Below are 26,212 nucleotides of genomic sequence, written 5' to 3' on the forward strand. Positions count from 1 at the left end.
CGGCCGTTGCGGCGAATGGGCGCAGTATCGGCAAGAGGGGTTAAAAGAAGCGAAATCCCATCTCGAAGCTTGCGGCGCGCCGCGTTACGCGACCGCGCTCTGCGGCTCCTGCGAGGCGGCGCCCGCCGCCGCAGGCTTGGCTTCGATTGTCACCAGCTCGGGCTCGCAGGCCACGCTCACATCGAGCCCACAAGCCTTGGCGACGAGGCCGGCGTAATAGGGCTGGATCGCGCGGGCGTCGAGCGCGCCTTCTTCCGTCTCGCCCGCGAGCAAGGCCGGAATCGTGGCGGCCAGACGCGCATTCGTCCCCTTGGCCTCGATCTTGAAGGAAACATTCTCTTCGTCGCCGGTCGAGGAAACCGAGATCACGCCGCCGCGCGGGATGGTCGTGTCCGCCAGCAAGCACAGATTGAGCAGCAGCTTGACCTTGTTCTTCGACATCAGCGCGCGCGGAACGCTCCAGTTGAGCTTGGTGCGTTCGTCGGCGAGAAGCTGGCGGGTGACAAGCTCGGCGTCGCCGGTGTCGATCGAGGCGCCCTTGGAGCCGGCGGCGCCGAAGGCCAGGCGGCAGAACTGCAGCCGCGCAGAGGCCTCGCCGGCGCTGGATTTGATGAGCGCCAGCGCATGGCTGCGCATTTCGGCGTCCATATCCTTGTCTTCCATCACCTCGAGCCCATTGACGATCGCGCCGACGGGAGAGATCACGTCATGACAGACCCGCGAGGACAGCAAGGCCGCGAGATCGAGGGCGTCGAGCGAGAACTGGGTCATTGGGCTATCCCGTTTGGCGCGCGGGCGCGCGATGGTTGCGTGATACGAGCCCGAAATCCTTTGCCGCGAATTAGCAAAGAAAAAGCAAACGAATCACGCCATTCACTTTCCGGGAAAGGTAACCGCGGCGACGCAGATTGCAAATTGCAAGCGTCCGGGTCGTAAACAAAAACTAAAGGATAGTCTTATGACGAGGCGCCGAATCCAGGTGAACAAACCCTTCGCAGCCCGTCATGCCCGCGCTTGTCGCGGGCATCCACGCCAGGACATTACGACACGGGAAGAAGAAGCGAACACATCTGCGCGTTTAACCCGAATTCGGAGCCCTGACTCTTATGACCGATCACTGGACGCCGCCGACTGTCTCGCCGACTGACCGCGAGGCGCTTGCGCGGCTTTTCGGCAATCTCGTCGTCAGCGCCGGCGCGCTGGCGATGGAGGTGCTGGCGCGTCCCAATCTCGACTCCCGCCTCAAGGACGACAAATCGCCGGTCACCGAGGCGGACGAGCGGGTCGAAGATTATCTACTGGCTGCGCTCGCGCGCGATCTTCCCGGCGTGCCGATCATCGCCGAGGAAGCGGCGGCGCGCGGCGAGACCATGACGCATGGCGAGGCCTTCCTGCTCATCGACCCGATCGACGGCACGCGCGAATTCCTCGCACGCAGCCCGGAATTCACCGTCAATCTCGCGCTTATCGTCGACGGCGCCCCCGTGGCCGGCGCCATCTCCGCGCCGGCGGGATCGAAAGTCTGGTTTGGCGGCCTCGAAAGCTATTTGGCCGACGCCGCGCCCGGCGGCGCCTTGCCGGCGCCGCAGGAGTGGCGGCGCCTGCGCACGCGCAAGCCGCCAGTAGAGGGAATGACCGCGCTCGTCTCCAAGTCGCATCTCGATGCGGAAACGCAAGCCTTTATTGCGCGCCTGCCCATCGCCGAGCGCCTGTCTGTCGGCTCATCCTTGAAGTTCTGCGCAGTGGCGGAGGGAAGAGCGGACGTCTATCCCCGCTTCGGACCGACCATGGAATGGGACACGGCCGCGGGCGACGCTATTTTACGCGCCGCCGGGGGCGTCGTGCTCGATCCCTCGGGCGCCCCGCTGCGCTACAACAAGTCGCACGAGAAATACCTCAACGGCCCCTTCATCGCCTGGGGCGATCCCGCGTCGGCAACGCTTTCTTAACGACGTCGCGCGACTTTTACGCAAGTTGGCGACGCCGCCGCTGGGCTGACGTATTGGCGCCGCGCGACTGCCGCACTCGACGTCGAGGCGTCGAGCATCGGTTATTTGCGTTTTGGAGCCCTTGTGATCATGAGCGTCTTGTCTTCATCCCGCCGCGACCTTCTCCGTCTCGCCGCCGCCGCTGCGGCCAGCGCCGCGCTTCCCTCTCTTGCGCGCGCCGCCCAGCGCCCGGAAACCTACACGAGCGGCGAGATCGTCGAGAACGGCCATCACTTTTTCGGCTCCATCTCGCGCGGCCTCGCAGAGGGGCTGGAGCGCGCCAATAAGCAATGGGGCAAGCCCAACGCCTATATCCTCGGCCAGGAAGCCGGAGGCGCCTTCATCGGCGGGGTGCGTTACGGCGAAGGCACGATGTTCACGCGCAATGCGGGGCAGAAACGCGTCTATTGGCAGGGCCCGTCGATCGGCTTCGACGCCGGCGCCGACGGCGACCGCACCATGATGCTGGTTTATAATCTGCCCGACGTCGAGGCGATCTATCGCCGCTATGCGGGCGTCAATGGCTCGGCCTATCTCGTCGGCGGATTGGGCTTCACCGCGCTAAATAACGAGGACGTCATCGTGATGCCGGTGCGCTCGGGCGTCGGCGCGCGCCTCGGCGTCGCGCTCGGCTATCTGAAATTCACGCCGGACTCGACCTGGAATCCGTTCTGAGGGCCTGGGGCAGCTTCGGCTGCGGCGGCGATGTCGACACCCTGAGGAAGCGACGAAGCGCGGCCCCCTATAAAAACGCCTAAAAACTAGGCTATCATGCAGGTTAACGGCCCTATATAAGAGACGGACAACAGATTTGGATAAGTTTGATGGCCGGCTGGTCGCCAGAAATTGCTAATGAATTTATCCGCCTTGCACAGGCGGCCGGCCATTCTTTTACCCAAATGCAGCTCCAGAAGCTCGTCTATATTGCGCACGGATGGGCGCTTGCGATCACTGGAGCCCCCCTGACGGTTGATGCTCCCGAAGCGTGGGAATATGGACCCGTGTATCGCTCGCTAAGGTCCGCTCTAAGGACCTATGGCGCATCTCCTATTACGCATGAGATCACAAACTCACAGTATTTTCCTGCGGCATTTACGGATGCGCCTGGTGCGCCGGCGCGAGCCACGCTATCGGGTAATGAAAGGCAAATTATCAATAGGGTATTTGCCGATTATGGGCGCTTCCACGCGTTCCAATTGTCCGCATTGACGCACCAACCCGGAACCCCATGGAGTGACGTCTATCGGAACGGGCTCGGTAAGTTTGAACAAATTCCGAACGACCTTATAAGGCAACACTTTGTCGACCTCGCCATTAGAAGGCAGCCAGCCGCAGCTAACCATTGATGCCATCGATAGTGGCATCCCGGTCGTAGCGGCGAAGAACGCTCCCGACAGGAAGGATAAGCTAGAGCGCGAAGACCTTGAGCTGGATGGAATCCGGCTCAAGAACCTTTTGGCGAAGTCGCAGATCAAGAATGTTAAAGCGGACCGTCGTATGAGAAAAACATACGCCGCTCGCATACTCAAATATTTAGAACTATATTCCTTAGGCGTTGGCTTTCTCGTTTTCCTACATGGGACGCATCTGAAAGGCTTCTCTTTAGAAGAGAACATTCTCGCCGCTCTTGTCGGGAGCACGGCCGTCGCAGCTATTGGGCTTGTCGGGTTCATCGCTAAGGGGCTGTTTCGATCGCCACCGGATCAAAATACAAACTGACCCACTACCAAGCCGCCGATGCTTTGATTTCACGCGCCAGACATGGCACTCTCGGGCCCGTCCCGCCCAAAAGTCCCGAGGGGGCGCGAGGTTGACGTCTTGATCGAACAGGCGATGTATTTCGCGCTCGGCTTTCTCGTCGCCGGGCTCATCACCCTTCTCTTCCTGCCGGCCTTCTGGCGGCGCGCCATGCGCCTTTCCATGCGCCGGCTGCAAATGCTCGCCCCCATGTCCATGGAGGAGGTCATCGCCGAGCGCGATCTGCTGCGCGCCGATTTCGCCCTGCGTGAGCGCCGGCTGGAGCAGGAGATGGAAGCGGTGAAGGCCTCGAAGGCCGACGACCTCGCCGCCGTCGGCCGCCACGCCGCGCGCGTCCTCGAGGCGGAAACGGCGCGCAAGAAAGCCGAGGCGGATAACCGCGACATGGAATTGCGGCTGCGCGAGTCGCAGAAAATACTGGCCGAGCGCACCGACCTTTTGCGCTCCACCGAGCTTGCGCTGCATGAGATGACCGAACGCGCCGATCGTTGGGTCGAGCGCCTGCGGCTGCTCGAATCCGACAAGGAAGAGCTCGGCCGCGAGAAGGAAGCGCAATATAGCCGCGTCGTCGCGCATGAAGCCAAGATCGGCGCGCTGCACGAGCAGAACACGCAGCTCCAGCGCGAATTCGACGCGATGAAAGAGGAATTCGCCCGCGTGTCCGAAGAGGCGGGCCATGTCCCCGGCCTCGTCAAAGACCTGTCGGCGGCAAAGGAAGAACTCGAAAAGACGCGCGCCGAGCGGGAGACTCTGCTCCAGGAGCGCGACAAGGCGCGCGCCGAAGGCGCGGCCGAGAAGGAGCGCCGCGAGAACGAGGTCGAGCGCCTCGAAAACGCCCTGCGCGCCGCGCGCGCGGAAGCGCGCGAGGGCGCCGACAGGCTGGAGATCGCGCGCGCCGACAACGCCATGCTGCAGGGCGCCAATGAGGCGCTACGCGCCGAGCGCGCCCAGCAGCGCCTCGCCGGCGCTCAGCCCTCCCAAGCCGACCTCGCCGCGCTGCGAGAGGCGCTCACGAGCTTCGGCAACCGTGTTGTGGACCTCGTCGAGCCCGTCCACGAGCGCGCAGGCTGACCGTCATTGCGAGGAGCGCAGCGACGAAGCAAACCAGAGCAGCTATCCTGGCCCTGGATTGCTTCGCTGTGCTCGCAATGACGGCCGCGGCTTGACCACTGTCGCGCCCTTTGGTTTGAAGGGGCCCGTTCAACAGTCCCACAGAGGCCCGCCCTTGCTCTTCGTCGCCCTTTGCTTCGACAAGCCCGGTCACGTCGACCTGCGCATGTCCACCCGCGCCGCCCATCTCGCCTTTCTCGACGCGCATGCGGCGCAAGTGAAGCTCGCCGGCCCCTTTGTCGAGAACGACAAGCCGGTCGGCTCCATGCTCATCCTCGATTGCCCAGACGAAGCCTCGGCCCGCGCCTTGCTTGCGAAGGATCCATACGCGGCGGCCGGCCTTTTCGAGCGCGTCGAGCTCAAGGCCTGGAAGCGCGTCGTGGGCGCGGAGCTATAGATGGCGCATTGGCTTTTGAAGAGCGAACCCTCGAAATGGTCCTGGGACCAGCAGGTCGAGGCGGGCGCGAAAGGCACGTTCTGGAACGGCGTGCGCAACCATCTCGCCAAGAAACATCTGATGGCGATGAAGAAGGGCGAACGCGGCTTCTTCTACCACTCCAACGAAGAGCGCGCGATCGTCGGCATTGTAGAGATTATCAAGGAATATTACCCCGACCACACCGACGAGACCGGCAAATTCGGCATGGTCGACGTGAAGGCGGTGAAGCCGTTGAAGAAGCCCGTCACGCTCGCGCAGATCAAGGCGGAGCCGCGGCTCGCAGACATGGTGCTCGTGAATAATTCACGCCTGTCCGTGCAGCCGGTGACCGATGCGGAATGGGCCATCGTGCTAGAGTTGGCGGGGGCGAACTGACTCCCGGAGCCGCGTAAGCAAGGATAGAAAATTAGAATTGAAAAAGCATTTTAGAGGAGGGGGATTTTGGAACTCGGCAAACTGGTCTGCGGAAGCAACGATGCGCCGTGCACAGCGAACGCCACTTTGAATCTTTTGAGCAGCTCGATCGATCGCTTTTCCCTTAGATCTGTCAACTATTTAAATAACGAATTCTCAGATGAAGCTGCCTTATTTGGCGCGTTCTGCGCCAGAGCAGCTCTTGAGAATGCGTGCGCAGCGCTCGTCGGCCGCCTGGACCCATTCAGGATGCTTTATTTGACCGAATTCCAGTCTCAAGGTGGCTTTGAATACGGAAAGTCAGCGAAATCAGGGTTTAAGTGGACAGGAGAGCCGGCCTCACGAATTCGGACAGTAGCTTGAGTGGATTTTCTGCCTGACAGCGGCGAGGATTCTCGCTGCGAATCAGGAGCATTCGATGACGAAGCGAAGCCGCCGGACGCATTCTCCGGCCTTCAAGGCGAAAGTGGCTTTGGCCGCGATCAAGGGCGAGAAGACGCTGGCCGAGCTGGCGCAGCAGTTTGACGTCCACCCGAACCAGATCACGACGTGGCGAAGCCAGTTGCTGGAAGGCGCGGCCGGCGTTTTCGGGCAGGATAAGACGGAGCCGAAAGAGGCCGCCGTCGACCTGAAGGGTCTTCACGCGAAGATCGGCGAACTCACGTTGGAGAACGATTTTTTGTCCGGCGCGCTCACAAAAGCGGGATTGCTGAGCGCAAAAAGATGATCGACCGCGATCACGATCTTTCGATCGCCCGGCAGGCGAAGGCGCTGGGCGTCGCCCGCAGCTCCGTCTACTACAGGCCGCGGCCGGTTTCGGCCGAGGACCTCGAGCTGATGCGCCGTCTCGACGCGCTGCATCTCGAACACCCCTTCGCGGGCGCGCGGATGCTGCGCGATCTTCTGCGGCGCGAGGGCGTCGCCGTGGGCCGCCGGCATGTCGCGACATTGATGAAGCGGATGGGGATCGAGGCGCTCTATCGGCGGCCGAACACGAGCAAGCCTGCGCCGGGACACAAGGTGTACCCGTATCTGCTGCGCGGGGTGAAGATCGAACGGCCGAACCAGGTCTGGGCGACGGACATCAGCTACATCCCGATGCGGCGCGGCTTCGTCTATCTCGCAGCGGTCGTCGACGTCTTCACGCGGCGCGTCCTGTCGCATCGCGTGTCGATCACTATGGAGGCGGAGTTCTGCGTCGAAGCCTTGAAGGAGGCCCTGGCGAAATACGGCAAGCCAGAGATTTTCAACACGGACCAAGGCAGCCAGTTCACCAGTCTCGACTTCACCGGCGTGCTGCTCGATGCGAAAATATCGATCAGCATGGACGGCAAGGGCGCGTGGCGGGACAATGTCTTCGTCGAGCGGCTGTGGCGCAGCGTGAAATACGAGGAGGTCTATCTCAAGGCCTATGACAGCATGTCCGAGGCGCGCGCCTCGATCGGCCGCTATCTGGCCTTCTACAACGAGGGGCGCCCGCATACGGCGCTTGACGGGCGCACGCCCGACGAGGCCTACTTCGGCATCAAGGAAACGGCGATGGCCGCATGACCATCGCCGTCGATTTTGTCGCAGCTCTGGTCGGGCCTAGGCCCTCCCGCCGCCGCGACAAAATCGAAACGCCCCGCGTTCGGCAAACCCCGGCAGAGATCCACTCAAAATCCGCGGGGAGCTGTCCAGACAAGCGAGGCCAGCTCTAGGTGACGTCTTAGCCGATGAAAAACCAAATCCTAATTTATGGAACTCTGACCATAATCTTACGGCCATAAGCAGAGCGCTCTTTTCCCCGCACATGGACCACGTTTTTTGGAAACCTGCGTTTGAGTCCGCGCTAGATTTCATTGCCGACAAAGAAGACGGTGACATATTCATGGACTTGAAAAACATTGTACCTGAAACATTCATATCCGCCACGAAAGGAAGATGTGCGACACTTTATTCAAAGCTATCTAAAGGTGTGCATTGGGAGTTTTTCGTCTCATCTGTAGTGATGGACGAAGGGACACTGAAAGACGCAATTAGAGACAGCTGTATTCAGATCGCAAACATGGGCTTGGTGTCCCACTTTGTACCCACAGCCTACCGCTCACTTAACCCAGACGACGCACTAGACACATACAGAGAATTCAGAAAGGCGTTCCAGTGAGCGAGCCAACTCTTGAAGACAATGATGCGGGATTAATTCTCGCGGCCGAAGAGTGCCCGTCGGAAAAATTCGCGGGCTACCATCATTTTTCACCGTTTGACGACGTCATAATCCGCAAGCTTTCTGCCCATGGCCCCGTTCTCCTTCGAGGAGGCCGTGGGAGCGGCAAGAGTGCACTTCTTATCGAGTCGCACCGACGGATGCGGGCCAACAGCTCGGCTTTTTCCGTATACATGAGCCTTCGTTATCTGCCGTTACTTCAATCAGACGGCCCAGAATACATCGGGCATTTTTGCACGCTACTTTCAAAAGAGATTGCGGCTGAGCTGGCTACCCAAAGTCATTCAGTCCAATTCGATTTCGCAGAAGACGAGGTAGAGCTTCAGATTTCCTTGGCTAAATTAGCAAAATCACTAACGAAGCGGATAGTTATCCTCTTCGACGACGCTGCTCACATCGGTCGCGAGAAGCCACTTGAGGTATTTTTTGACCTTTTTCGAACATTGTCTAGTAACACCACGTCCTGCAAGGCGTCAATCTACCCCGGCGTAACAAAATTTGGGGTACGGTTTGATGTATTCAACGACTCAACAGTCATAGACATAAGCAGATCAGATGTTTCTACTGGCGGATCCTATTTTAGTGACGTGATAAGAACCCGATATCCAAAACTAGCCCAGCGGGAGATATTTTCTGACAGATTGACGCCCGACAATTTCGCGAGCCTACTTGGCCGCGCCGTCGTCGGCAATATGCGAGCCTTTATCTTGGCTTGCAATCGATTCGATGACAAGGAGCGCATAAGCATTCCCGACGTAAACGCCTGCCTTCTTAACATGGCTGAAGATTATTATTGGCCTTTGATGGAAGAAGTTGCGCCAAAGCTTGGCGTTTACGAACCTCTCATAGAGCCAGCCTCTTCCGTGTTTGAGGCTCTTGTCGATCATCTCTCAAGGGCCGTGCGGACCAATGCAAAGATGATAGCTCAAGATCGAGTTACTATACACAGGAACATCGTGGGTCAGTTCTCGAAAATATTCGAGATATTGGAATATCTTGGCTTTATTGCCAAGCGAGAGGCATCCCGTGGAATGAAGTCGGGAGGGCGGGGCCCCGTTTTCGCCGTTAATCTTTGCAGCTTGTTGGAACAAGTGCCTTCCAAGCGGCTGACTATCGAGATGATTGACGAATGGATCGGGGCCAAGCCGGATTTGGCAGAAATTCACTCCTCGGCAGCGACTTTCAACAACATTGTTCTGCCTCCGCTAGCTCCAGAAAATACGCTTGGAATTCTTAGTAAGAGCATCGATGTACTAGCAAAGTCACGGGCATACCCATATGGGCTAACCGAGGACAAAATCCTTCGCCTAAAATCAGCCGGCATAACGACCATTCAGGAGCTTGCAAATTCATCGGAAAATAAATTGAAGCAAATCGAAATGGTGGGGCCCGCCACGGTTAAGCGGATACGGGATGTTATGTTGCAAGCAATATGGATGTGATGAACGTCCCGCCGGGCTCCGGATCAAATTTCTCGAAGCCCTCACGCGACCTTCGGCCCGAAAGTTAGACGGCGCACGGCCTGAAGACGAATTCGACCTCAGGACAGAACGCCCGCTTTTGCTTGCGTGGCCGCATCGTTCTCGAACGAGGCCACGCCAGACGCGATGCTACCTACGCCTACCCCCCGGTCTTGCGCGCGTCGCCCGCCACCTCAGGCTGATCCTTCAGCCCATTTTTGATCTTATCCAGGATCTTCGGCAGGTCGTCCGGGTCGGGGTTCAGATCGCGCGCATGGTTCCACTGGAACTGCGCCTCGAGCTTGCGGCCCACGCGCCAATAGGCGTCGCCCAGATGGTCGTTGATCACCGGATCCGAGGGCTTCAGGTCGATCGCCTTTTCCAGCTCGCGCACCGCGTCGTCCCAGCGGCCGAGGCGGTAATAGGCCCATCCCAGGCTGTCGACGATATAGCCGTCGCGCTGACGCAGATCGACGGCGCGGCGCAGCATTCGGAAGGCTTCGTCGAGATTGATCCCCTGATCCACCCAGCTATAGCCGAGGTAATTCAGCACCAGCGGCTGATCGGGATTCAGCTCCAAAGCCTTCTTGAGATCGGACTCGGCGCCCTTCCAGTCCTTGCGGCGCTCATTGGCGATGCCGCGATAATAGTAGAGCAGCCACTGGCCCTTGTCGGGTTTGGGCTGCAAAGCGATCACGCGCGAATAGGTCGCCGCCGCGTCATTGAAGAGCTTGCGCGAGCGCTGGAGATTGCCGAGCGCCGTCAGCGCTTCCTGATTTTTCGGATTGGCGCCGACCACCTGGCCAAGATGCTCGCTCGCCTCCTTCGACTTGCCGAGCGTCTCCAGCAGCAGCGCCGCCTGCACATCGGCGTTGACCCGCAGCGGGCTGTCCTTGGGCACGCTGTCATAGAGGTCGATCGCCGTCTCCTCCTGCTTCATGCGCTCATAGACGTCGCCGAGCGTGATGATGGCGAGGGCGTTCTCCGTCGCGAGATGGAGCGCCAGGCGCAGATAGATGAGCGAAGCCAGCTCGTCGCCCGAGCGGCCGCCGACCGCGCCGAGCCCGTAGAGCGCTTCGCCCGCGCCCTCCTCCGGCGTGCGCACGAAAGGCGGCAGCGGCTTGCCCTCGTCGAGCGCCGTGAGACCGGCCGTGATGATCGGATGGCCCGGCGCCACCTCGTCGAAACCTTGATAGAGCTTCTTGGCTTCGTCGCGCTGGCCGCGGCTCGCGAGGAAGCGGGCGTAGGCGTCGACGAGGCGCAGCGTGTTGCGCTCAGCGGCGTAAGCGGATTTGAAGCGCTTCTCCGCCTCCGCCTTGTTGCCGCCGATGTCGGCGATCAGCGCCGCGTGATAGTCGCGGAAAACGATGAAAGCTTCGTCGTTCAGCGAGTCGAGCGTCGCCAGCGCCTTGCGCGTGTCCTTGGCGCCCGCATAGGTCCAGGCGGTCAGCAGCGTCGAGGTGATGTCGTGGCGCCGGTCGCCGCCGCTCTTGGCCAGCTCGGCCCGCGCCGCAACGTAGCGGCGATTCTTGATGAGATCGACGCCCTTGGTCAGATGCGCGAGACCGTTGGCCTTGTCATGGGCCACGACGCGCGGCGCGAGCGCCACCGCATCGGCCATATTGCCATTGGCGAGCGCCGCGACGAAAGAGCGGTCGACCAGGTCCTGATTATTGGGATCGTCGCGCAACGCCTCGCGGAAGAAGGTCGAGGCGGCAAGCGTGTCGCGCTCGGCGCCGGCGACGATGGCGGCGAGATAATTGCCGGAGATGCTCGACCCGACCTCGAAAGGCCGCGCGACCGAAAGATTTCCCTCGCGGGCCAGCGCGAAGCTCGCCGTCGGGAAAGCGCACCAGGCGGAAAGGGCGACGAGCGCCACGCCGCCGCGCAGCAACAGGCTCCTGGCGCCGCGGGACGCGGCAGCGAGCGGATCAGCGAAACGAGGCACGGGCGCTTTCCTAGGAAAAGGGCGGCGCGTTTCAGACATGGCGCATCCGCCCGGACGAGTGGCCGGAGTAGTCAGGTTCGGCCCCAAAGATGGCGGTTTTGCGCCCGCGAAGCAAGGCTGATGAACCCATCCGCGCCAATCGGATTTAAGCGATCTAGCGCCGTGATCCCCATACCTCCCCTTCACGGGGAGGTCGGCGGCCGCAGGCCGCCGGGTGGGGTCCGCGCCGCAACAACCGTCGTGGGGCTTACCCCACCCGACCCCGCTCACGCGGGGCCACCCTCCCCGTAAAGGGGAGGGATGGGCTCACGCCCAGCGCTTGGAGCAGAAATCAAACGCAAAAAGAAAAAAGCCCCTCGTCCTTGGAAGGACGAGGGGCAAAATCAACAGACGTAAGCCGGGCCTCAGCTCAGCTAATCGCCTTCACGATCTTCTGCGCGGCGTCGTCGAGATCGTCGGCCGGGATCACATTCAGCCCCGACTCGCTGATGATCTTCTTGCCCAGATCGACATTGGTGCCTTCGAGGCGCACGACCAGCGGCACCTTGAGGCCCACTTCCTTCACCGCCGCGATCACGCCTTCCGCGATGGTGTCGCAGCGCATGATGCCGCCGAAGATATTGACCAGTATGCCCTTCACATTCGGGTCAGCGGTGATGATCTTGAAGGCCGCCGTCACCTTCTCGGTCGTGGCGCCGCCGCCGACGTCGAGGAAGTTCGCCGGGAAGGCGCCATAGAGCTTGATGATGTCCATGGTCGCCATTGCGAGGCCGGCGCCATTGACCATGCAGCCGATATTGCCGTCGAGCGAGATATAGGCGAGGTCGTGCTTCGACGCCTCGATCTCCTTCTCATCCTCTTCGGAAAGATCGCGCAGCTCCGCCAGCTCCGGATGGCGATAGAGCGCATTGTTCTCGAAGCTCACCTTGGCGTCGAGGCAGCGCAGCTTGCCGTCCTTGGTGGTGATCAGCGGATTGATCTCCAGCAGCTCCATGTCCTTGGCGACAAAGGCCGCATAGAGCTTGCCGACGAGATCGCCCGCTTGCTTGGCCAGATCGCCCTTGAGGCCGAGCGCGTCGGCGACGCGGCGCCCGTGATGCGGCATCAGGCCGGTGGCCGGATCGACCGAGAAGGTGACGATCTTCTCAGGCGTGTCGTGGGCGACCTTCTCGATGTCCATGCCGCCTTCCGTCGAGACGACGAAGGCGATGCGCGAGGTCGCGCGGTCGATCAGCATGGAGAGGTAGAATTCCTTGTCGATCGCGGCGCCGTCCTCGATATAGAGGCGGTTGACCTGCTTGCCGGGCTCGCCGGTCTGGATCGTGACGAGCGTATTGCCGAGCATCTGCCGGGCGAAGCCTTCCGCCTCCTCGATCGACTTGGCGATGCGCACGCCGCCCTGCGGGCCGGCCGCTTCTTCCTTGAACTTGCCCTTGCCGCGGCCGCCGGCGTGAATCTGCGCTTTCACCACATAGACCGGGCCCGGAAGCTTCTTGGCGGCCTCGGCGGCCTCATCGGCCTTCAGGACCGGAAAGCCAGCGGCGACGGGCGCGCCGAACTCGCGCAAAATGGCTTTGGCCTGGTATTCGTGGATATTCATGCCGGAGTCTCTCCTCGAAGCAAAAACGGCGCGCCGATGGGGCTTGGCGCTTAATGGCCATGGCGGGGCGGAGTCGTCAAGCGGGCTGGAGGTCACGGAAGCGAATGCTGGGCGTGTCCGTTCCCCTGCGGGGAGCATGGCGCCGGGAAGCGGTGTCGGGTGGGATAAAAAGCTCACCCCAAAATCCTGGGCGGCTCGATCCGCCTACCACACAGCGAGGTTTGCGCAGGCTGCGCAAACTGCCGACGTCCCCCGAAAGTTGGCGCGCCTCACGCGAGGCGCCAACCACGCACGGTTGGCCGCGGTATCGGGCTCAGTCGAAAGAGCGAAGCTCCTACTTCGGCCTGGGCTCCGGTCGCGACGTCGTGAGAACGTCTCGTCCATAACGAGAATAGGTTTCACCTTGTCTAAGCTTAAGCGGACCTCTTTCCTCTATATTAACTGTTGATTTGTTGTTTGTCATCAAGCCAAGAAGGCTAATTCCAAAGTAAGGGCTATCCGGGCTCTCGCCAGCTTCATTGCAGCCCGCGGACAAATTCTTTTTTCTCCTATCCACCGCGCGGTATACATCGATCTCGACAACATGATCCATTCGGTCGAAATGGCCCATTTTCTCAGCATCCCGACTGTATTCCGGCGGACGAGGCAAGGAAAAAGGCCTTACCGGCAAGTCATTGTCTATTATCAATTTCATACGAAAAATGAAGTACTTGATCGCGCATTGGGGCACATCGAATTTTCCAGAAAACTCCTTTCCGCGATCATATCGTTCTACTTCTTTGAAGGCGCAATATTTCGTCTTCTCGTCCACGGTTATAAACACAAAATCCTTTGAGTTCGATGCATCCTTGACCGCGATGACGTTGTCTTCCAACGTGAACCGGACGTCGGCATACTTTGTCGAGCGGGGCAACAAAGCGCTGCGAGGTGCGGAAAAGCGGTTCAGGATGTTGAAGTCCGAACTGCACTCGTAAGAGTCGGGATCGTGGCCCCTATAGTTTTCCGCCGCTCTGGCCGGAGCGGCGCTTCCAACTGGCATGGCGGAAAACAGAAGGGCGCCGAGGATGATCCGCCAAGCGGCGAACCGTGAGGTGCGCGCAAGCTTGTTTGCAACGTGTATGGAAAGCCTCAAAACAACGCCTCCGCCGCAATATTCAGGTTGAAATCGCATAAGGCCGATTATGGAAGGGGGCGCCGCTCGGCGGCAGTCCTCATGCTTCTAAACAGCGGCTTCACCGCTTCCGCGGAGGAGCGAGCGAAGCTCGCATCTCGAAGGAGAGGCCGCATCGGAGGATTGTTGGCGAACCAGAAAGCCTCGCCTCAAAAATAGAAAAGCCCCGCCTAAGCGGGGACGTCATCTCGAGTTCACTGAGAGATACGCGATCCCAGCTCCCGCGATCATGATTATGACCGGGAGGACAATGAAAGCGAACGTCTGAATGGCTGTCATTCGCGTAGCGCCCTAGGATATAGTCCGCTGATAGATGTAGGACGACGGCGGTTAAAAGCCACATAACCACCCCTAGGATGATTGTCCAAAGCTCCGGCGTCGAAGCCGCAGAGTAGTATGCCGCCGCTATCGGTGCAAGGACGCCGACGGTAAACGACGAGCCCGCCGCTGTGTTGAGCAAGGCCGCGCGCAATTTCAGCCGTTCGTTATGGACAATATGCATTCCGACAACCTGCTTCAAAAAATGCCCGCCAAAGCTACCACAACCTAAGCATTTTGGGAGCATCTGCCCCTCTCCCCACTTGCGAGGCTGGGTGAGGGGCCGGGGCCGGAACCCGGGCGTGCATTAAAAAACCAAGCGCCCTGCGCCGTTTAACGTTTCCACTCATCCCCCAGGCCCCTCACCCAACCTCTCCCCGCGCAAGCGCGGGGAGAGGGGCGGAGCGCGGCCGTCGTCGAGAAATTTGCTCCCTGATTTATCCCCACCCCCAAAGACCGCGTTATCCTTCGCCCGCCTCGCCAACTTGCAGGGACGCCGTCAGGGTCGGCGGCGCCGGCGGGGTCGGTTAAGCGCGGGACGCGACCCTCGTTCCGTGCGGGACTCCGGCGCCGCCCGCCGGGTCTCTCCTTCGTGGGGAGATTGCGTGGAGAAATCCACGCAAAGGCTGGGCAGAGTTTCCGCGCCCGCGACACGCGGCCCGAGTACCGAAAGGGAAAGCGCCGGCGGGCCGGAGGCGGCGCATGTCGAGACCCTTGCGACGCGCTCGGGAGCGTCAAAACTCCCGGGAAAGAAGCAGGCGCCGTCTGGCGGCTGCGCCCGAAGGGCCAAGGTCACAAGATGACCCCACCCCGGACGGAAAGGTGCGCGCGAATAAAGACCGCAGCCGGGACGCTCTGGTTCCGATGCGTTTATTTCCTTCACGCTACCGGCCGAACGGGCCGGGGCGTCCCGGCTTCCTGTATCGCCTCGCGTCGGAAACGGCAGCGGGAGTCGTGGCGCTGGATTGCCCCCTCCCCGGCCCTCCCCCGCTTCGCGGGAGAGGGGGTAGATTGTGGCCTTCATTGAGAATGCTGATCGCGAGTGTCCCCTCTCCCGTGAAACGGGGGAGGGACAGGGAGGGGGCGCCTCAGCAACCACGCCCCCCGGCATATGCGCCCTACGCCGCGCCCTTCACATCCGGCGGCGTCGCCTCATCGGCGAGCTGCCTCAGCGCCTCGTCGATGCCGAGCTGCGTCTGCTGTTGCGAGCCGAGGCGGCGGATGGAGATCGTCCGCTCGGCCGCCTCCTTCTTGCCGGCGACGAGAAGCACGGGAACCTTGGCGAGCGAATGTTCGCGCACCTTATAGGTGATCTTCTCGTTGCGGGCGTCGACGTCGACATTGAGGCCGAGCTTGCGCGCCGCCGCGGCGACCTCATAGGCGTAGTCGTCGGCCTCCTGCGTGATCGTGCAAATGACGATCTGCAGTGGCGAGAGCCACAGCGGCAGATGGCCGGCGTAATGCTCGATCAATATGCCGGTGAAGCGCTCGAGCGAGCCGAACATCGCGCGGTGGATCATCACCGGAATCTTCTTCTCGCTGTCGGCGCCGATATAGAAAGCGCCAAACCGCACCGGCAGATTGAAGTCGACCTGCGTCGTGCCGCATTGCCATTCGCGGCCGATGGCGTCGCGCAGCGTATATTCGAGCTTGGGCCCATAGAAAGCGCCCTCGCCCGCCTGAACGCCGGTCTTCAGCCCACGCTTGGCGAGCTCATCCAACACGCGCGACAAAGCGGCTTCCGCCTTATCCCAGGCTTCGTCGGAGCCCACGCGCTTCTCGGGCCGGGTGGAGAGCTTCACCACCACATCGTCGAAGCCGAAGTCGCGATAGATGGTGAGGATGAGATCGTTGATCTTCAGCGCCTCGTCCATGATCTGGTCTTCGGAGCAGAAGATATGCGCGTCGTCCTGCGTGAAGGCGCGCACGCGCATCATGCCGTGCAGCGCGCCCGAGGGCTCGTAGCGATGCACGACGCCGAACTCGGCGATCTTCACCGGCAGGTCGCGATAGGACTTCAAACCGTTCTTGAAGATCTGCACATGGCCGGGGCAGTTCATCGGCTTGATCGCGAAGACGCGCTCGTCCTCCGTCTTGGTGACGAACATATTCTCGCGGTACGTCTGCCAATGGCCGGAGGTCTCCCACAGCGCGCGGTCGAGCACCTGCGGGGTGTTGACCTCGGTGTATCCGGCGGCCTTCTGCTTGCGGCGCATGTAGGAGACAAGCGACTGGAAGAGCGTCCAGCCCTTGGGATGCCAGAAGATCGCGCCCGGTCCCTCCTCCTGGAAATGAAAGAGATCCATCTCACGGCCCAAACGCCGATGATCGCGGCGCTCGGCCTCCTCCAGGCGATGCAGGTAAGCGTCGAGCTCCTCCTGCGTCGTCCAGGCGGTGCCGTAGATGCGCGAGAGCATGGGCTTGGTGGAGTCGCCGCGCCAATAGGCGCCCGCGACCTTCATCAGCTTGAAGGCGTTGCCGATCTTGCCGACCGACGGCAGATGCGGGCCGCGGCAGAGATCGAGCCAGTGGCCCTGCTTATAGACGGAGAGCGGCTCGTCCGACTTGATGCTGTCGATCAACTCGCCCTTGAAGGTCTCGCCCTTGGCGATGAACCATGTCTTGGCGTGATCGCGGTCCCATTCCTCGCGCACGATCGGCGCGTCGCGGGCGATGATCTCGCGCATCTTCTTCTCGATGACCGGCAGGTCCTCGAGCGTGAAGGGTTCGGCGCGATGGAAATCGTAATAGAAGCCGTTCTCGATGACCGGGCCGATCGTCACCTGCGTGCCGGGGTAAAGCTCCTGCACGGCCTCGGCCAGCACATGGGCGGCGTCGTGGCGAATAAGCTCCAGCGCGCGGGGATCATCGCGCGAGACGAATTCGAGCTTGGCGTCCTTCTCGACCGGCTTCATCAGATCGACGAGCGCGCCGTCGAGCGTCATGGCGACGCTGCGCTTGGCCAGAGAGGGGGAGATGCTTTTGGCGATGTCGAAGCCCGTGACGCCGGGCTCGAACTGACGGGACGCCCCGTCGGGGAAAGTAACCGCAACCATATGACGCTCCTGTCGCGCTCATTCGCCGACACGGATCGGCGTGAGTCGCTAGCGATGTGTGAAGGAGCGCGTTGTAACGCCGCGGGCGGGGCGGCGCAATCGAGGCCGCAGCCAGTCAGCCTCCGCCGCCGGCCTCTGCGCAAAAAACAACGCTTCGCAATCTCCGGAATATTCCTTTCGAGCAGCCCGCCGGCCCCCCTCTGGTCGACGGTCTTGGTCGATGGTCTTGGAGGGGGGAAGCTACTACTCCTCCTCCCCCTCCTCCCGGTGCGCTTCGGAAACGGCCGAAGCGACGTCGGCGACCGAAAGGAACTCGTCCTTATCCACGTCTCTGAGAATGTCGCCCAGACTTTCGGAGCTGTCCTTCGTCCAGTTGACCTCCTCCTTGCCGTGCTCTCGGATGAGATCCTCCTTGGTGATCGGGAAGCTTGCGCCATGGAGCGCCTGCGTCACCGATGCGACGCCGAAGGCGAAGCCCTTCGCAGGTCCCTTATGGCCGCTGCCGCGACCCTCGCCCGTGTTTTCGGTCGTTCGAGGCATGATGTCCTCCTGGTCGGGCTAGTGCTTCTTGCCGCCCTTTGCAGGGCCGCCCTCGGAGCGCTTGCCTTCCTCGATGAGCTCCTTCACGCGCTGCCCACCCTTGTGGCCAAGCTCGGAATAGCCCTCGGGGCCCAGCTCCTCCTTGCGGATCTCGCCGCCCATCTTGCCGGCTTCCTTGACGGTCATCGGCTTGGCCGGCGACTTCCCGCCGCCCTGCGTTCCACTGTGTTTCTGCGGCATCTTCTGTTCCTTTCGCCGTTGCGGCGAAACCCAAGGATCAGGCTTCGCCGTCCTCCTCTTCATCCTGCGTGTTCTCGATGTCCTCGGCGCCTTCCGCGCGCTCGACGCGCTTGCCTTCCTCGACAAGCTGCTTCACGCGCTGGCCGCCCTTGTGGCCGCCGAGGCGTCCCGCCTCCTCGACCGTCATCTGCCCGTGCCGAACCGGCGGCTTCTCGGGCTCAGTGTGCTTCTGCGGCATGATGGCCTCCTTCTCCTGTGGCCCACCGTCAGTGGCGCTGCTTGGGTTGGGCGCCCTTGCCCGTCGACTGTTCCTGTTCTTTCTCCTTGCCTTCCTCGATCAGCTCCTTGACCCGCTGACCGCCCTTATGGCCGCCCTTCTCGCCGCCGAGGTGGCCGGCTTCCTGGACGGTCATCTTTCCCTTGCCGGCCTTCCCGGGTTCCCGACCAGATTGCCGCTGGGCCATCGCGCTTCTCCTTCAAAAGTCGGCGTCAGTGGCGCGGTTTGCCGCGAGGGCTTTCCTCGCCGCCTTCTTCCTCCTCGCCAGCGCCCTCGCCTTCGGCGCGCTTGCCTTCCTCGATGAGCTGCTTCACGCGCTGCCCGCCTTTGTGGCCGAGTTCGGAGTATCCCTCAGGACCGAGCTGCTCCTTGCGCGCTTCGCCGCCCATCTTGCCGAGTTCGGAATAGCCTTCCGGGCCGAGCTGCTCTTTGCGCGCCTCGCCGCCCTTCTTACCCATTTCCGAATAGCCCTCGTGGCCGAGCTGCTCCTTGCGGACCTCGCCGCCCATCTTGCCGATCTCGGAATAGCCTTCCGGGCCGAGTTCCTCCTTACGGATCTCGCCGCCCATCTTGCCGGCTTCCTGAACCGTCATCGTGCCCTTGGACTTCTCGGTGCCTTTGCCTTGTTCCGTGCCGTGACTGCGTGGCATGTTGACCTCCCGTTTCCACCGCTGCGCTGGAAGTTTGAGGGCTCTTTCAGCCCCTGCCGTAGCCGGTCAGCGCATCCTTCCAGCCGAGCAGCCTCTCATCCGGTTGCCACAGCGCCGGCGCTTCAGAGACTGAAACGCCGGTCGCGATCGCCGGACGATCGAAGCGATCAGCGCTAGATCGTTTGCGCGGTGAGCATGGGAAGTAAGTACGAATACGTAGCAAGACGTTCATATGGGCAGATCGCCGGCCCCGCTTCCGCAAGACAGGTTTTTTCTTGTTTGCCAGTATGTTTGCACAGCGCGCCAGCGCGACCTTTTTGCTTGGCCGCGCGTTGAAGGGCGCATGAACCCGACAGACGAGCGACTGCACGCCGGCGCAAAACGCACGGTCTACGAACGCGCCTTCTCTTACTTTTCGCCCAATTGGCCCTGGATCGCGACGCTGGTCTTCCTCATCGGCGTTTCCGTAGGCGTCGGATTATTGGAAGCCTGGCCGCTTGCAGTGCTCGTGGACTCGGTGCTGACAACGGAGCCAAAAGGCGGCTGGCTGCACGGCTATTTTCTCGCCGTCCTGCCAGAGGACAAGCCGGGGCAGATTGTCGGCCTCGTCATTATCGGCCTCTCTCTGCAGATCATCGGCTATTCGGCCTGGATGGTGCGGATGATGATCAATTTTTACCTGAACTATTGGGGCACCACGCGCGTGCGCGCCGATCTTTTCGGCAAGCTGCAACGGCTCGATCTGGGCTATCACCAATCGCGCCCGCTGGGCGACTCCATCTACCGCCTGACCACCGACGCCTTCGGACCGTGGGGCGTCGTCGACATTATGATCGGCACCTCCGTTGCGGCCGTAACGCTTACCGTCATGACGGCGATACTATTGTCGCGCAGCGCGCCGCTCACTTTCGCAGCCTATGCAGTGGCTCCGCTGATCTTGTGGAGCAACTGGCGTTTCGGCATGCGCATCCACCAGCGCGCGCTCGAGTCGAAGCAGATCGACGCCGATCTCACCGCGCATATCCAGCAGGCGATGTCGCGCGTGCCGCTGTCGCAGGCCTTCCGACGCGAGCCCTTCGAGTTCCGCCGCTTCGAGGACGCCGTCGCGCGCAGCGTAAAGGCGCTATTGCGACTGAACTGGCAGGAGCAGCTCTATCCGCTCGCGCGCGACATTATCCTCTCGATCGGCGGCGCGATCATTCTCGGCTATGGCGGTTGGCTCGTGTATCACGACCAGTTTCTCGCGCCGACGCCGGACGGCATGACGGTCGGGGCGCTGATCATTTTCATGGATTATTTGCGTAAGCTTTGGGACCCTCTGAAATGGCTCGCCGAGTTTTTCTCGAAAATTCGCACATTCGAAGCCGCCGCACGGCGTGTGTTTTTCGTCCTGGACGAGCCTGAAGCGATCAAGGACAGGCCCGACGCGCAACCGCTGCCGCCGCGCCCGCGGCGTCTCTCTTTCGACCATGTTTCCTTCGCCTATCGGCGCGACTGCCCGGTGCTGTCGGACATCACGGCCACAGTCGCGCCGGGCGAGATGGTCGCTTTTGTTGGGCCGAGCGGCGTTGGCAAAAGCTCGCTGCTCAAATTGATGCTGCGTTTTCACGATCCGTCTCGCGGCGCCGTGCGGCTCGACGGCCTCGACATACGCCGAGCGCGTCTCGTCGATCTGCGCGCGCATTTCGCCTTCGTGACGCAAGACAATCTCGTGCTTCCGACAAGCGTCGCCGAGAACATCGCCTATGGAAGGCCGTCGGCGAGCAACGCGGATATCGAAGACGCGGCGGCGCTCGCGGGCGCGACGGAGTTCATCGACGCGCTCCCGGAGGGTTACGACACAGTGCTCAGCGAAGGGGGCGCCAATCTCTCCGGCGGCCAACGACAGCGCCTCGCGATTGCAAGAGCGCTCGTGAGCCAAGCGCCCTTCCTCGTCCTCGACGAGCCGACGAGCGCGCTCGATCCCGAAAACGAGCTGCGGCTGATCGACACCCTGCACCGCCTCAAGAGACGTCGCACCGTCCTGCTCGTCACCCATCGGCTCGATTCAGTCGTGGACTGCGATCAGGTCTTTGCGATGCACGCCGGGCGGATCGTCGAAACTGGCACGCATGCGCAGCTTCTGGCGCAGGGCGGCGCCTATGCGCGGCTCTGGCGCCGGCAGACAGACGACAAGGCCGCTCGCCGCGCTAAACGCGGCGCCGGCGCTGGGCGCAAAGGCCGGGACGCCAAAGTTGCGACGGCCGAACAAGAAGTTGCTGCCAAAGTCTATAGAACTAGTTGACTATAGTCCGAATTGGCGCTAGCACTGCGTCAACATGGCTTTTTCAGAACGCGATCTGCGCGCTGACCAGCAAGGGGCCACGCATATGACGCTTCAGGATCTCACGCTTTTGCCGAAACCCCAGAGGACAGCCAGAAGCTCGACGTCGAAACCGCAAGCCGACGTCATCCAGGCCCTTATCCCCAAGGCCGAGGAGGCCGAGCATTTTCTGAAGGCGATCGCCAATGCGCATCGGCTCATGGTTTTGTGTGAGCTTCATAAGGGCGAGATTTGCGTCACAGATTTGCAGGAGGCCGTTGGGCTGAGCCAATCCGCGCTCTCGCAGCACCTCGCGAGATTGCGGCAAGACGGCCTTGTGACGACGCGGCGCGACTCTCGCACAATCTATTATTCGCTCGCGGACGAGCGCGTGCAACGCGTGATCGCGCTGCTGCACGACGTCTTTTGCGGGAGATAATTATGCAGGCGCGCGGCGACGCGACGCCGGACACTTAATCGCTTCTGCATCTCGCAGGCTTTTGTCATTCCCGGCTGGCTGAAAGCCAGACCGGGAATCCAGAGCCACAAGAACGCAGGTTTTGCTCTGGATTCCCGATCGCTCGCTTTGCGAGCGTCGGGAATGACAGCGAGCCGACCAGCGGATTTCGTATCAGTGATGGATGGGCGCCTTCAGCCCCTCGAGTTGCTCGAGCGACAAGCGGAAGAGTCCGCGTGCGCCGCAGCGCGTCTGGAACTTGTCTCCGGCGTGGGCGCAAAGCCGCTTGAACCATTCGTCCTTATCCATGAAGTCGGGGCATTCGGCGATTTCCCAAACCTTGCCGTCGGGCCGGAAGCGCACATGGATCAAAACAGTCGCGTCTTGAAGAGCGACGCCACTCGAAAAAGCGTTGGGTTGCTCTTCGGCCGGGGCGGCGCCGGGAAGCGTTTGCGTGGACTTCAAGGCGCGTTGTTCAACCAGATCGGTCATGGATCGTTCCGTCATGTAGGTTGCGCGCCGATGGTTTAAGAGAGCAGCGTCCGATCTTCTCTCCCGGCCCAGCTTTGGAGGCCGCCCGCCAGCGCTATATAGACACGCAACATAGTGGCGCATGTCCGAGATTTAGCCAAGCGGGCGGAGCGCTCAAATATTGAGCTTTTTATAATAGTTCCAAGAAGAAGCCGCGCCGGTCAATCGTGTAATCCCGGCGCTTCATAGCCCGCGCGCGCAACATATTCCGTATAGCCGCCATCATATTTGTGAACGCCCTCGGGCGTCAGCTCGAGAACGCGATTTGAAAGCGCCCCCAGGAAGCGGCGATCATGCGAGACGAACAGCATCGCGCCCTCATATTCGGCGAGCGCGGCGATGAGCATCTCTTTTGTCGCGAGATCGAGATGGTTCGTGGGCTCGTCGAGCACGAGGAAATTCGGCGGATCGTACAGCATCTTGGCCATGACGAGCCGCGCCTTCTCCCCGCCAGAGAGAAAATTGCACTTCTTCTCCGCGTCGTCGCCGGAAAAGCCGAAACAGCCGGCGAGCGTGCGCAGCGACCCCTGCCCCGCCTGCGGAAAAGTGTATTCCAGCTCCTCGAAAACCGTGCGGTCGCCGTCGAGAAGCTCCATGGCGTGCTGGGCGAAGTAACCCATTTTCACGCTGGCGCCGATCGTCACCGCGCCGTCGTCCGGCTGCGCCGCGCCTGCGATGAGTTTCAGAAGCGTCGACTTCCCCGCCCCGTTGACGCCCATCACGGCCCAGCGCTCCTTACGGCGCACCGCGAAATCGAGCCCTTCATAGATGCGCCGGCTGCCGTAGCTCTTGTGCACGCTCTTCAACGTCGCAACATCCTCTCCCGAGCGCGGCGCCGGCCGGAATTCGAAGAGAATGGTCTGGCGGCGCTTCGGCGGCTCGATCTTCTCGATCTTGTCGAGCTTCTTCACGCGGCTCTGCACCTGCGCCGCATGCGAGGCGCGCGCTTTAAAGCGCTCGATGAATTTGATCTCCTTGGCGAGCATCGCCTGCTGACGCTCGAATTGCGCCTGCTGCTGCTTTTCGTTGAGCGCACGCTGCTGCTCGTAGAACTCATAGTCGCCGGAATAGGTGTTCAGCGCGCCGCCGTCGATCTCAATGACCTTATCGACGATGCGATTCATGAATTCGCGATCATGCGAGGTCATGAGCAACGCGCCCTCGTAGCCTTTCAGAAACGCCTCGAGCCAGATGAGGCTTTCGATGTCGAGATGGTTGCTCGGCTCGTCGAGCAGCATGGCGTCCGGACGCATGAGCAGGATGCGGGCGAGCGCGACGCGCATCTTCCATCCGCCGGACAGCGCGCCGACGTCGCCGTCCATCATCTCCTGGCTGAAATTGAGGCCGGCGAGGACCTCGCGCGCGCGCCCGTCCAACGCATAGCCGTCGAGCTCCTCGAAGCGGCCCTGCACTTCCCCATAGCGTTCGATGATCGCGTCCATATCGTCGGCGCGGTCGGGATCGGCCATGGCGGCCTCGAGCTCCCGCAGCTCAGCGGCGACGATGCTGACGGGCCCCGCCCCGTCCATCACCTCGGCCACCGCGCTGCGGCCCGACATTTCGCCGACCTCCTGATTAAAATAGCCGATCGTCACGCCGCGATCGGTCGAGACCTGGCCTTCGTCCGGCAGCTCGCGGCCCGAGATCATCCGAAAGAGCGTCGTCTTGCCCGCGCCGTTCGGGCCGACGAGACCGGCTTTTTCCCCTTTCAGGAGCGCCGCGGACGCCTCGACGAAGAGAATCTGGGAGCCGTTCTGCTTACTGATGTTTTCCAGGCGAATCATAGGGGCCCTTGTCACGGAGGGAGCTGTGGCGACTTACGACGCCGCAGCCTTTCCGAATGAAAGCGGGCCCGTCAGAAGCTGGGAGCGCGGTTTTACGCCTAAAACCGCCGCCCCGGCGGCGCGGGATGGCAGGTCAGAACGGCGATCTCGTCGCCGTTATCGTATTTCATTTCGCCGCGCGCGACGTCAAGTGTGTTGCGCACATGCTGCTCGCGGCATTTTTTGGCGCCGTCCTCCATGCAGAGCCGATCCGTGCCGAAGGTGACGAGGCTCTTATCGAGGCCCATCACATAGACGACCTTCTCCTTGCGCCCGTATTTGTCCGGCCCCGAAATATAGGAGTCGCCCTGCTTATATTCCTCGGCGACGCCTTCGCCCCACATGATCTGCAAAAACTGCCGGTCGGTGTCGATATCGACCATCGCTGTCTGGTTCGACCGCGCGCAATCGAGATGAATTTCGGTGGCGCCAGCCGCCGCCGGGACGAGCGCACAGCAAATGGCGTAAGCGAAAGTCTTGCCCATCGCGATTTCCCCTCGCCGACCTATTTGCCTTCCAGATTTTGCTTCTGCTCCAGGCAGCCGTCGAGCTGCGCGCGGCTCAGCTCCCAATAGGAGGCGCCGCAGAGGGCCTGATAGCGGCTGCTGTTGAAGAAGGACCAGAGATTATAGGCGCCGAGAAGCAGCGCGAGAACGAATGCAACTTTCCAAATCGTGTTGAAGCGCGTGATCGGGTCGGCTTCTGGCTTCGTCATGACTGCCTCCATGGTCTCAATGTTAGGCGTCCGCGGCCGTCCGTCAATCCAGCGTCTGGCGGAAGCGCATGACGGCAATGCTCATTGCGACAAGCGCGAACAGCGCCAAAGCGCCGGCATCCGTCGCAAGATCGACGAAGCCCGAGCCTTTCAACATCACGGCGCGCACGATTCGCAGAAAATGAGTGAGCGGCAGCGCCTCGCCGATATATTGCGCCCAGACCGGCATGCCATAGAAGGGAAAGAGGAAGCCCGAGAGCAACATGCTCGGCAGGAAGAAAAAGAAGGTCATCTGAATCGCCTGGAGCTGATTCTCGGCGATGGTCGAAAGCGTGTAGCCCATCGACAGATTGGCGACGATGAAAAGCAGCGTCAGCGGCACGAGCACGAAGAGCGAGCCGACGATGGGCACTTGAAAGAGAAAGCGCGCAACGATCAGAATCGTCGCCATTTGGACGGCGCCAACCAAAACATAGGGCGTGATCTTGCCGAGCATGATTTCGACGGGCTTGACCGGCATGGCGAGCAGCGCTTCCATCGTCCCGCGCTCCGTCTCACGCGTGACGGACAGCGCCGTATAGATCAGCATCGTCATGGTGAGGATGGTGCCGATGAGCCCAGGCACAATATTGCGGCGCGCCTCGCCTGCCGGATTGTAGCGGCGCTGCACTTGCAAATCGAAGGGCGGCGCATTTTGAGCGAGTGACGCGAGCGGTCCGGTAAGCTCGCGATCGAGCGCTTGATTGGCGGCGCCGGCGGCCGCCGCAACGGCGCCGATGGTCGCCGTGGGGTCTGTGGCGTCGGCAATGACAAGGAGTGAAGGGCGTTCGCCGCGCACCAGCCGGCGCGAGAAATCCGGCGGGATCTGGATGACGAAGAGCGCGCGGTTGGAAAGGATCAACGCATCGGCGTCCTCCTCTCCCTTCGCGACATATTTGACGTCGAAATAGTCTGTCGCCCGCAAAGCGCCGAGGAGCGCGCGCGCAATCGGGCTGTCGTCGCTCATCAGCACTGCAGTAGGCAAATGCTTTGGGTCCGTGTTGATCGCAAAGCCGAAGAGCAGCAATTGCATGAGCGGAATGCCCACGATCATGCCGAGCGTCGGCCGATCGCGGCGGAGCTGGATGAACTCTTTCACGAACATGGCGACGAGCCGCTGCCAGGATTGCGCGAGGCGCCCCCGCCGCGCGGGCCGCGCATCCATGTGTC

The 26,212-nt window shown here is 61.5% G+C and carries 28 protein-coding genes; 12 read left to right on the forward strand and 16 right to left on the reverse strand.

The features are described from left to right. Positions 1 to 84 precede the first annotated feature (84 nt). Entirely contained in the window at positions 85 to 771 is a 687-nt protein-coding gene (gene chpT / locus QMG84_RS14750; RefSeq protein ID WP_202074194.1) for a histidine phosphotransferase ChpT, read from the reverse strand. A gap of 335 nt (positions 772 to 1,106) precedes the next feature. Here chpT and cysQ point away from each other — a divergent pair, with 335 nt between their 5' ends. From cysQ to QMG84_RS14800, 10 genes are all read left to right on the forward strand, one after another. Further along, positions 1,107 to 1,949, forward strand: a complete 843-nt coding sequence (cysQ, locus tag QMG84_RS14755; protein ID WP_281928825.1) for a 3'(2'),5'-bisphosphate nucleotidase CysQ — start codon at positions 1,107 to 1,109, stop codon at positions 1,947 to 1,949. A 129-nt stretch (positions 1,950 to 2,078) separates the two neighbouring features. Then, on the forward strand, positions 2,079 to 2,663 hold the full coding sequence (locus tag QMG84_RS14760; RefSeq protein WP_281928826.1) for a DUF1134 domain-containing protein: 585 nt from the start codon (positions 2,079 to 2,081) through the stop codon (positions 2,661 to 2,663). Between the two features lie 149 nt (positions 2,664 to 2,812). Beyond that, the gene (locus QMG84_RS14765; RefSeq protein WP_281928828.1) at positions 2,813 to 3,334 is read left to right on the forward strand and encodes a Panacea domain-containing protein; all 522 of its coding nucleotides are present in this window, start codon (positions 2,813 to 2,815) and stop codon (positions 3,332 to 3,334) included. Beyond that, positions 3,288 to 3,707, forward strand: a complete 420-nt coding sequence (locus QMG84_RS14770; RefSeq protein WP_202074190.1) for a hypothetical protein — start codon at positions 3,288 to 3,290, stop codon at positions 3,705 to 3,707. Before QMG84_RS14765 ends, QMG84_RS14770 begins: the two co-directional genes overlap by 47 nt. Positions 3,708 to 3,806: 99 nt before the next feature. Continuing rightward, entirely contained in the window at positions 3,807 to 4,817 is a 1,011-nt protein-coding gene (locus tag QMG84_RS14775) for a coiled-coil domain-containing protein (RefSeq protein WP_281928831.1), read from the forward strand. A 154-nt stretch (positions 4,818 to 4,971) separates the two neighbouring features. Beyond that, entirely contained in the window at positions 4,972 to 5,253 is a 282-nt protein-coding gene (locus QMG84_RS14780; protein WP_281928833.1) for a YciI family protein, read from the forward strand. Beyond that, entirely contained in the window at positions 5,254 to 5,670 is a 417-nt protein-coding gene (locus QMG84_RS14785; RefSeq protein ID WP_281928835.1) for an EVE domain-containing protein, read from the forward strand. A 66-nt stretch (positions 5,671 to 5,736) separates the two neighbouring features. Then, on the forward strand, positions 5,737 to 6,072 hold the full coding sequence (locus QMG84_RS14790) for a hypothetical protein (RefSeq protein ID WP_281928837.1): 336 nt from the start codon (positions 5,737 to 5,739) through the stop codon (positions 6,070 to 6,072). 55 nt (positions 6,073 to 6,127) lie between these two features. Further along, positions 6,128 to 7,260 (forward strand): IS3 family transposase gene (locus tag QMG84_RS14795; RefSeq protein WP_281927849.1). Its coding sequence is split into 2 segments (ribosomal slippage): positions 6,128 to 6,383 and positions 6,383 to 7,260, totalling 1,134 coding nucleotides; the frame shifts between segments, so codons are not numbered across the junction. 591 nt (positions 7,261 to 7,851) lie between these two features. After that, positions 7,852 to 9,357: a helix-hairpin-helix domain-containing protein gene (locus QMG84_RS14800; RefSeq protein ID WP_281928839.1), complete on the forward strand. Its 1,506-nt coding sequence runs from the start codon at positions 7,852 to 7,854 to the stop codon at positions 9,355 to 9,357. Between the two features lie 178 nt (positions 9,358 to 9,535). On the opposite strand, the gene QMG84_RS14805 is transcribed toward QMG84_RS14800, so the two are convergent. The 10 genes from QMG84_RS14805 to QMG84_RS14850 form a co-directional block, all read right to left on the reverse strand. Beyond that, entirely contained in the window at positions 9,536 to 11,323 is a 1,788-nt protein-coding gene (locus tag QMG84_RS14805; RefSeq protein WP_434085958.1) for a tetratricopeptide repeat protein, read from the reverse strand. A gap of 409 nt (positions 11,324 to 11,732) precedes the next feature. Continuing rightward, the gene (gene sucC, locus QMG84_RS14810; RefSeq protein WP_281928840.1) at positions 11,733 to 12,923 is read right to left on the reverse strand and encodes an ADP-forming succinate--CoA ligase subunit beta; all 1,191 of its coding nucleotides are present in this window, start codon (positions 12,921 to 12,923) and stop codon (positions 11,733 to 11,735) included. A 334-nt stretch (positions 12,924 to 13,257) separates the two neighbouring features. Further along, entirely contained in the window at positions 13,258 to 14,055 is a 798-nt protein-coding gene (locus tag QMG84_RS14815; RefSeq protein WP_281928842.1) for a hypothetical protein, read from the reverse strand. A gap of 1,475 nt (positions 14,056 to 15,530) precedes the next feature. After that, entirely contained in the window at positions 15,531 to 17,468 is a 1,938-nt protein-coding gene (thrS, locus tag QMG84_RS14820) for a threonine--tRNA ligase (protein ID WP_281928843.1), read from the reverse strand. 243 nt (positions 17,469 to 17,711) lie between these two features. Then, a complete protein-coding gene (locus QMG84_RS14825; protein ID WP_281928845.1) occupies positions 17,712 to 18,008 on the reverse strand; it encodes a DUF5789 family protein in 297 nt (98 codons plus the stop codon). Positions 18,009 to 18,026: 18 nt separating this feature from the next. Beyond that, a complete protein-coding gene (locus QMG84_RS14830) occupies positions 18,027 to 18,248 on the reverse strand; it encodes a hypothetical protein (protein ID WP_281928848.1) in 222 nt (73 codons plus the stop codon). A 37-nt stretch (positions 18,249 to 18,285) separates the two neighbouring features. Next, complete coding sequence (locus QMG84_RS14835; RefSeq protein ID WP_202074182.1) at positions 18,286 to 18,486, reverse strand: hypothetical protein; 201 nt, start codon at positions 18,484 to 18,486, stop codon at positions 18,286 to 18,288. A 28-nt stretch (positions 18,487 to 18,514) separates the two neighbouring features. Then, complete coding sequence (locus QMG84_RS14840) at positions 18,515 to 18,712, reverse strand: hypothetical protein (RefSeq protein ID WP_281928850.1); 198 nt, start codon at positions 18,710 to 18,712, stop codon at positions 18,515 to 18,517. A gap of 25 nt (positions 18,713 to 18,737) precedes the next feature. Then, a complete protein-coding gene (locus tag QMG84_RS14845) occupies positions 18,738 to 19,175 on the reverse strand; it encodes a KGG domain-containing protein (RefSeq protein ID WP_246744988.1) in 438 nt (145 codons plus the stop codon). Between the two features lie 46 nt (positions 19,176 to 19,221). Next, positions 19,222 to 19,407, reverse strand: a complete 186-nt coding sequence (locus QMG84_RS14850; protein WP_202074180.1) for a hypothetical protein — start codon at positions 19,405 to 19,407, stop codon at positions 19,222 to 19,224. Between the two features lie 111 nt (positions 19,408 to 19,518). Between QMG84_RS14850 and QMG84_RS14855 the strand changes: the two genes are divergently transcribed. Further along, on the forward strand, positions 19,519 to 21,459 hold the full coding sequence (locus tag QMG84_RS14855) for an ABC transporter ATP-binding protein (RefSeq protein WP_281928852.1): 1,941 nt from the start codon (positions 19,519 to 19,521) through the stop codon (positions 21,457 to 21,459). Positions 21,460 to 21,544: 85 nt separating this feature from the next. Next, positions 21,545 to 21,916: an ArsR/SmtB family transcription factor gene (locus tag QMG84_RS14860; RefSeq protein ID WP_202074178.1), complete on the forward strand. Its 372-nt coding sequence runs from the start codon at positions 21,545 to 21,547 to the stop codon at positions 21,914 to 21,916. A 192-nt stretch (positions 21,917 to 22,108) separates the two neighbouring features. On the opposite strand, the gene QMG84_RS14865 is transcribed toward QMG84_RS14860, so the two are convergent. From QMG84_RS14865 to QMG84_RS14885, 5 genes are all read right to left on the reverse strand, one after another. After that, entirely contained in the window at positions 22,109 to 22,426 is a 318-nt protein-coding gene (locus tag QMG84_RS14865; RefSeq protein ID WP_281928854.1) for a hypothetical protein, read from the reverse strand. Positions 22,427 to 22,626: 200 nt separating this feature from the next. Further along, positions 22,627 to 24,249 (reverse strand): ABC-F family ATP-binding cassette domain-containing protein, encoded by a 1,623-nt coding sequence (locus QMG84_RS14870; protein ID WP_202074177.1) that lies wholly within the window; start codon positions 24,247 to 24,249, stop codon positions 22,627 to 22,629. A 98-nt stretch (positions 24,250 to 24,347) separates the two neighbouring features. After that, a complete protein-coding gene (locus tag QMG84_RS14875) occupies positions 24,348 to 24,773 on the reverse strand; it encodes a hypothetical protein (protein ID WP_281928856.1) in 426 nt (141 codons plus the stop codon). Between the two features lie 20 nt (positions 24,774 to 24,793). After that, positions 24,794 to 25,003 carry a hypothetical protein gene (locus tag QMG84_RS14880; RefSeq protein ID WP_202074175.1) on the reverse strand — a complete coding sequence of 70 codons (210 nt, stop codon included), beginning with the start codon at positions 25,001 to 25,003 and terminating at the stop codon, positions 24,794 to 24,796. Positions 25,004 to 25,046: 43 nt separating this feature from the next. Next, complete coding sequence (locus QMG84_RS14885) at positions 25,047 to 26,207, reverse strand: ABC transporter permease (RefSeq protein WP_281932029.1); 1,161 nt, start codon at positions 26,205 to 26,207, stop codon at positions 25,047 to 25,049. Positions 26,208 to 26,212: the final 5 nt, after the last annotated feature.

The organism is Methylocystis iwaonis (assembly GCF_027925385.1).
Taxonomy (GTDB): Bacteria; Pseudomonadota; Alphaproteobacteria; order Rhizobiales; family Beijerinckiaceae; genus Methylocystis; species Methylocystis iwaonis.

Excerpts from the sequence above, each read along its gene's own strand:
- chpT (WP_202074194.1), bottom strand. The coding sequence starts at position 771 with ATGACCCAGTTCTCGCTCGACGCCCTCGATCTCGCGGCCTTGCTGTCC.
- cysQ (WP_281928825.1), top strand. The coding sequence starts at position 1,107 with ATGACCGATCACTGGACGCCGCCGACTGTCTCGCCGACTGACCGCGAG.
- QMG84_RS14760 (WP_281928826.1), top strand. The coding sequence starts at position 2,079 with ATGAGCGTCTTGTCTTCATCCCGCCGCGACCTTCTCCGTCTCGCCGCC.
- QMG84_RS14765 (WP_281928828.1), top strand. The coding sequence starts at position 2,813 with ATGGCCGGCTGGTCGCCAGAAATTGCTAATGAATTTATCCGCCTTGCA.
- QMG84_RS14785 (WP_281928835.1), top strand. The coding sequence starts at position 5,254 with ATGGCGCATTGGCTTTTGAAGAGCGAACCCTCGAAATGGTCCTGGGAC.
- sucC (WP_281928840.1), bottom strand. The coding sequence starts at position 12,923 with ATGAATATCCACGAATACCAGGCCAAAGCCATTTTGCGCGAGTTCGGC.
- thrS (WP_281928843.1), bottom strand. The coding sequence starts at position 17,468 with ATGGTTGCGGTTACTTTCCCCGACGGGGCGTCCCGTCAGTTCGAGCCC.
- QMG84_RS14825 (WP_281928845.1), bottom strand. The coding sequence starts at position 18,008 with ATGCCTCGAACGACCGAAAACACGGGCGAGGGTCGCGGCAGCGGCCAT.
- QMG84_RS14830 (WP_281928848.1), bottom strand. The coding sequence starts at position 18,248 with ATGCCGCAGAAACACAGTGGAACGCAGGGCGGCGGGAAGTCGCCGGCC.
- QMG84_RS14835 (WP_202074182.1), bottom strand. The coding sequence starts at position 18,486 with ATGCCGCAGAAGCACACTGAGCCCGAGAAGCCGCCGGTTCGGCACGGG.
- QMG84_RS14840 (WP_281928850.1), bottom strand. The coding sequence starts at position 18,712 with ATGGCCCAGCGGCAATCTGGTCGGGAACCCGGGAAGGCCGGCAAGGGA.
- QMG84_RS14845 (WP_246744988.1), bottom strand. The coding sequence starts at position 19,175 with ATGCCACGCAGTCACGGCACGGAACAAGGCAAAGGCACCGAGAAGTCC.
- QMG84_RS14850 (WP_202074180.1), bottom strand. The coding sequence starts at position 19,407 with ATGAACGTCTTGCTACGTATTCGTACTTACTTCCCATGCTCACCGCGC.
- QMG84_RS14855 (WP_281928852.1), top strand. The coding sequence starts at position 19,519 with ATGAACCCGACAGACGAGCGACTGCACGCCGGCGCAAAACGCACGGTC.
- QMG84_RS14860 (WP_202074178.1), top strand. The coding sequence starts at position 21,545 with ATGACGCTTCAGGATCTCACGCTTTTGCCGAAACCCCAGAGGACAGCC.
- QMG84_RS14865 (WP_281928854.1), bottom strand. The coding sequence starts at position 22,426 with ATGACCGATCTGGTTGAACAACGCGCCTTGAAGTCCACGCAAACGCTT.
- QMG84_RS14870 (WP_202074177.1), bottom strand. The coding sequence starts at position 24,249 with ATGATTCGCCTGGAAAACATCAGTAAGCAGAACGGCTCCCAGATTCTC.
- QMG84_RS14875 (WP_281928856.1), bottom strand. The coding sequence starts at position 24,773 with ATGGGCAAGACTTTCGCTTACGCCATTTGCTGTGCGCTCGTCCCGGCG.
- QMG84_RS14880 (WP_202074175.1), bottom strand. The coding sequence starts at position 25,003 with ATGACGAAGCCAGAAGCCGACCCGATCACGCGCTTCAACACGATTTGG.
- QMG84_RS14885 (WP_281932029.1), bottom strand. The coding sequence starts at position 26,207 with ATGGATGCGCGGCCCGCGCGGCGGGGGCGCCTCGCGCAATCCTGGCAG.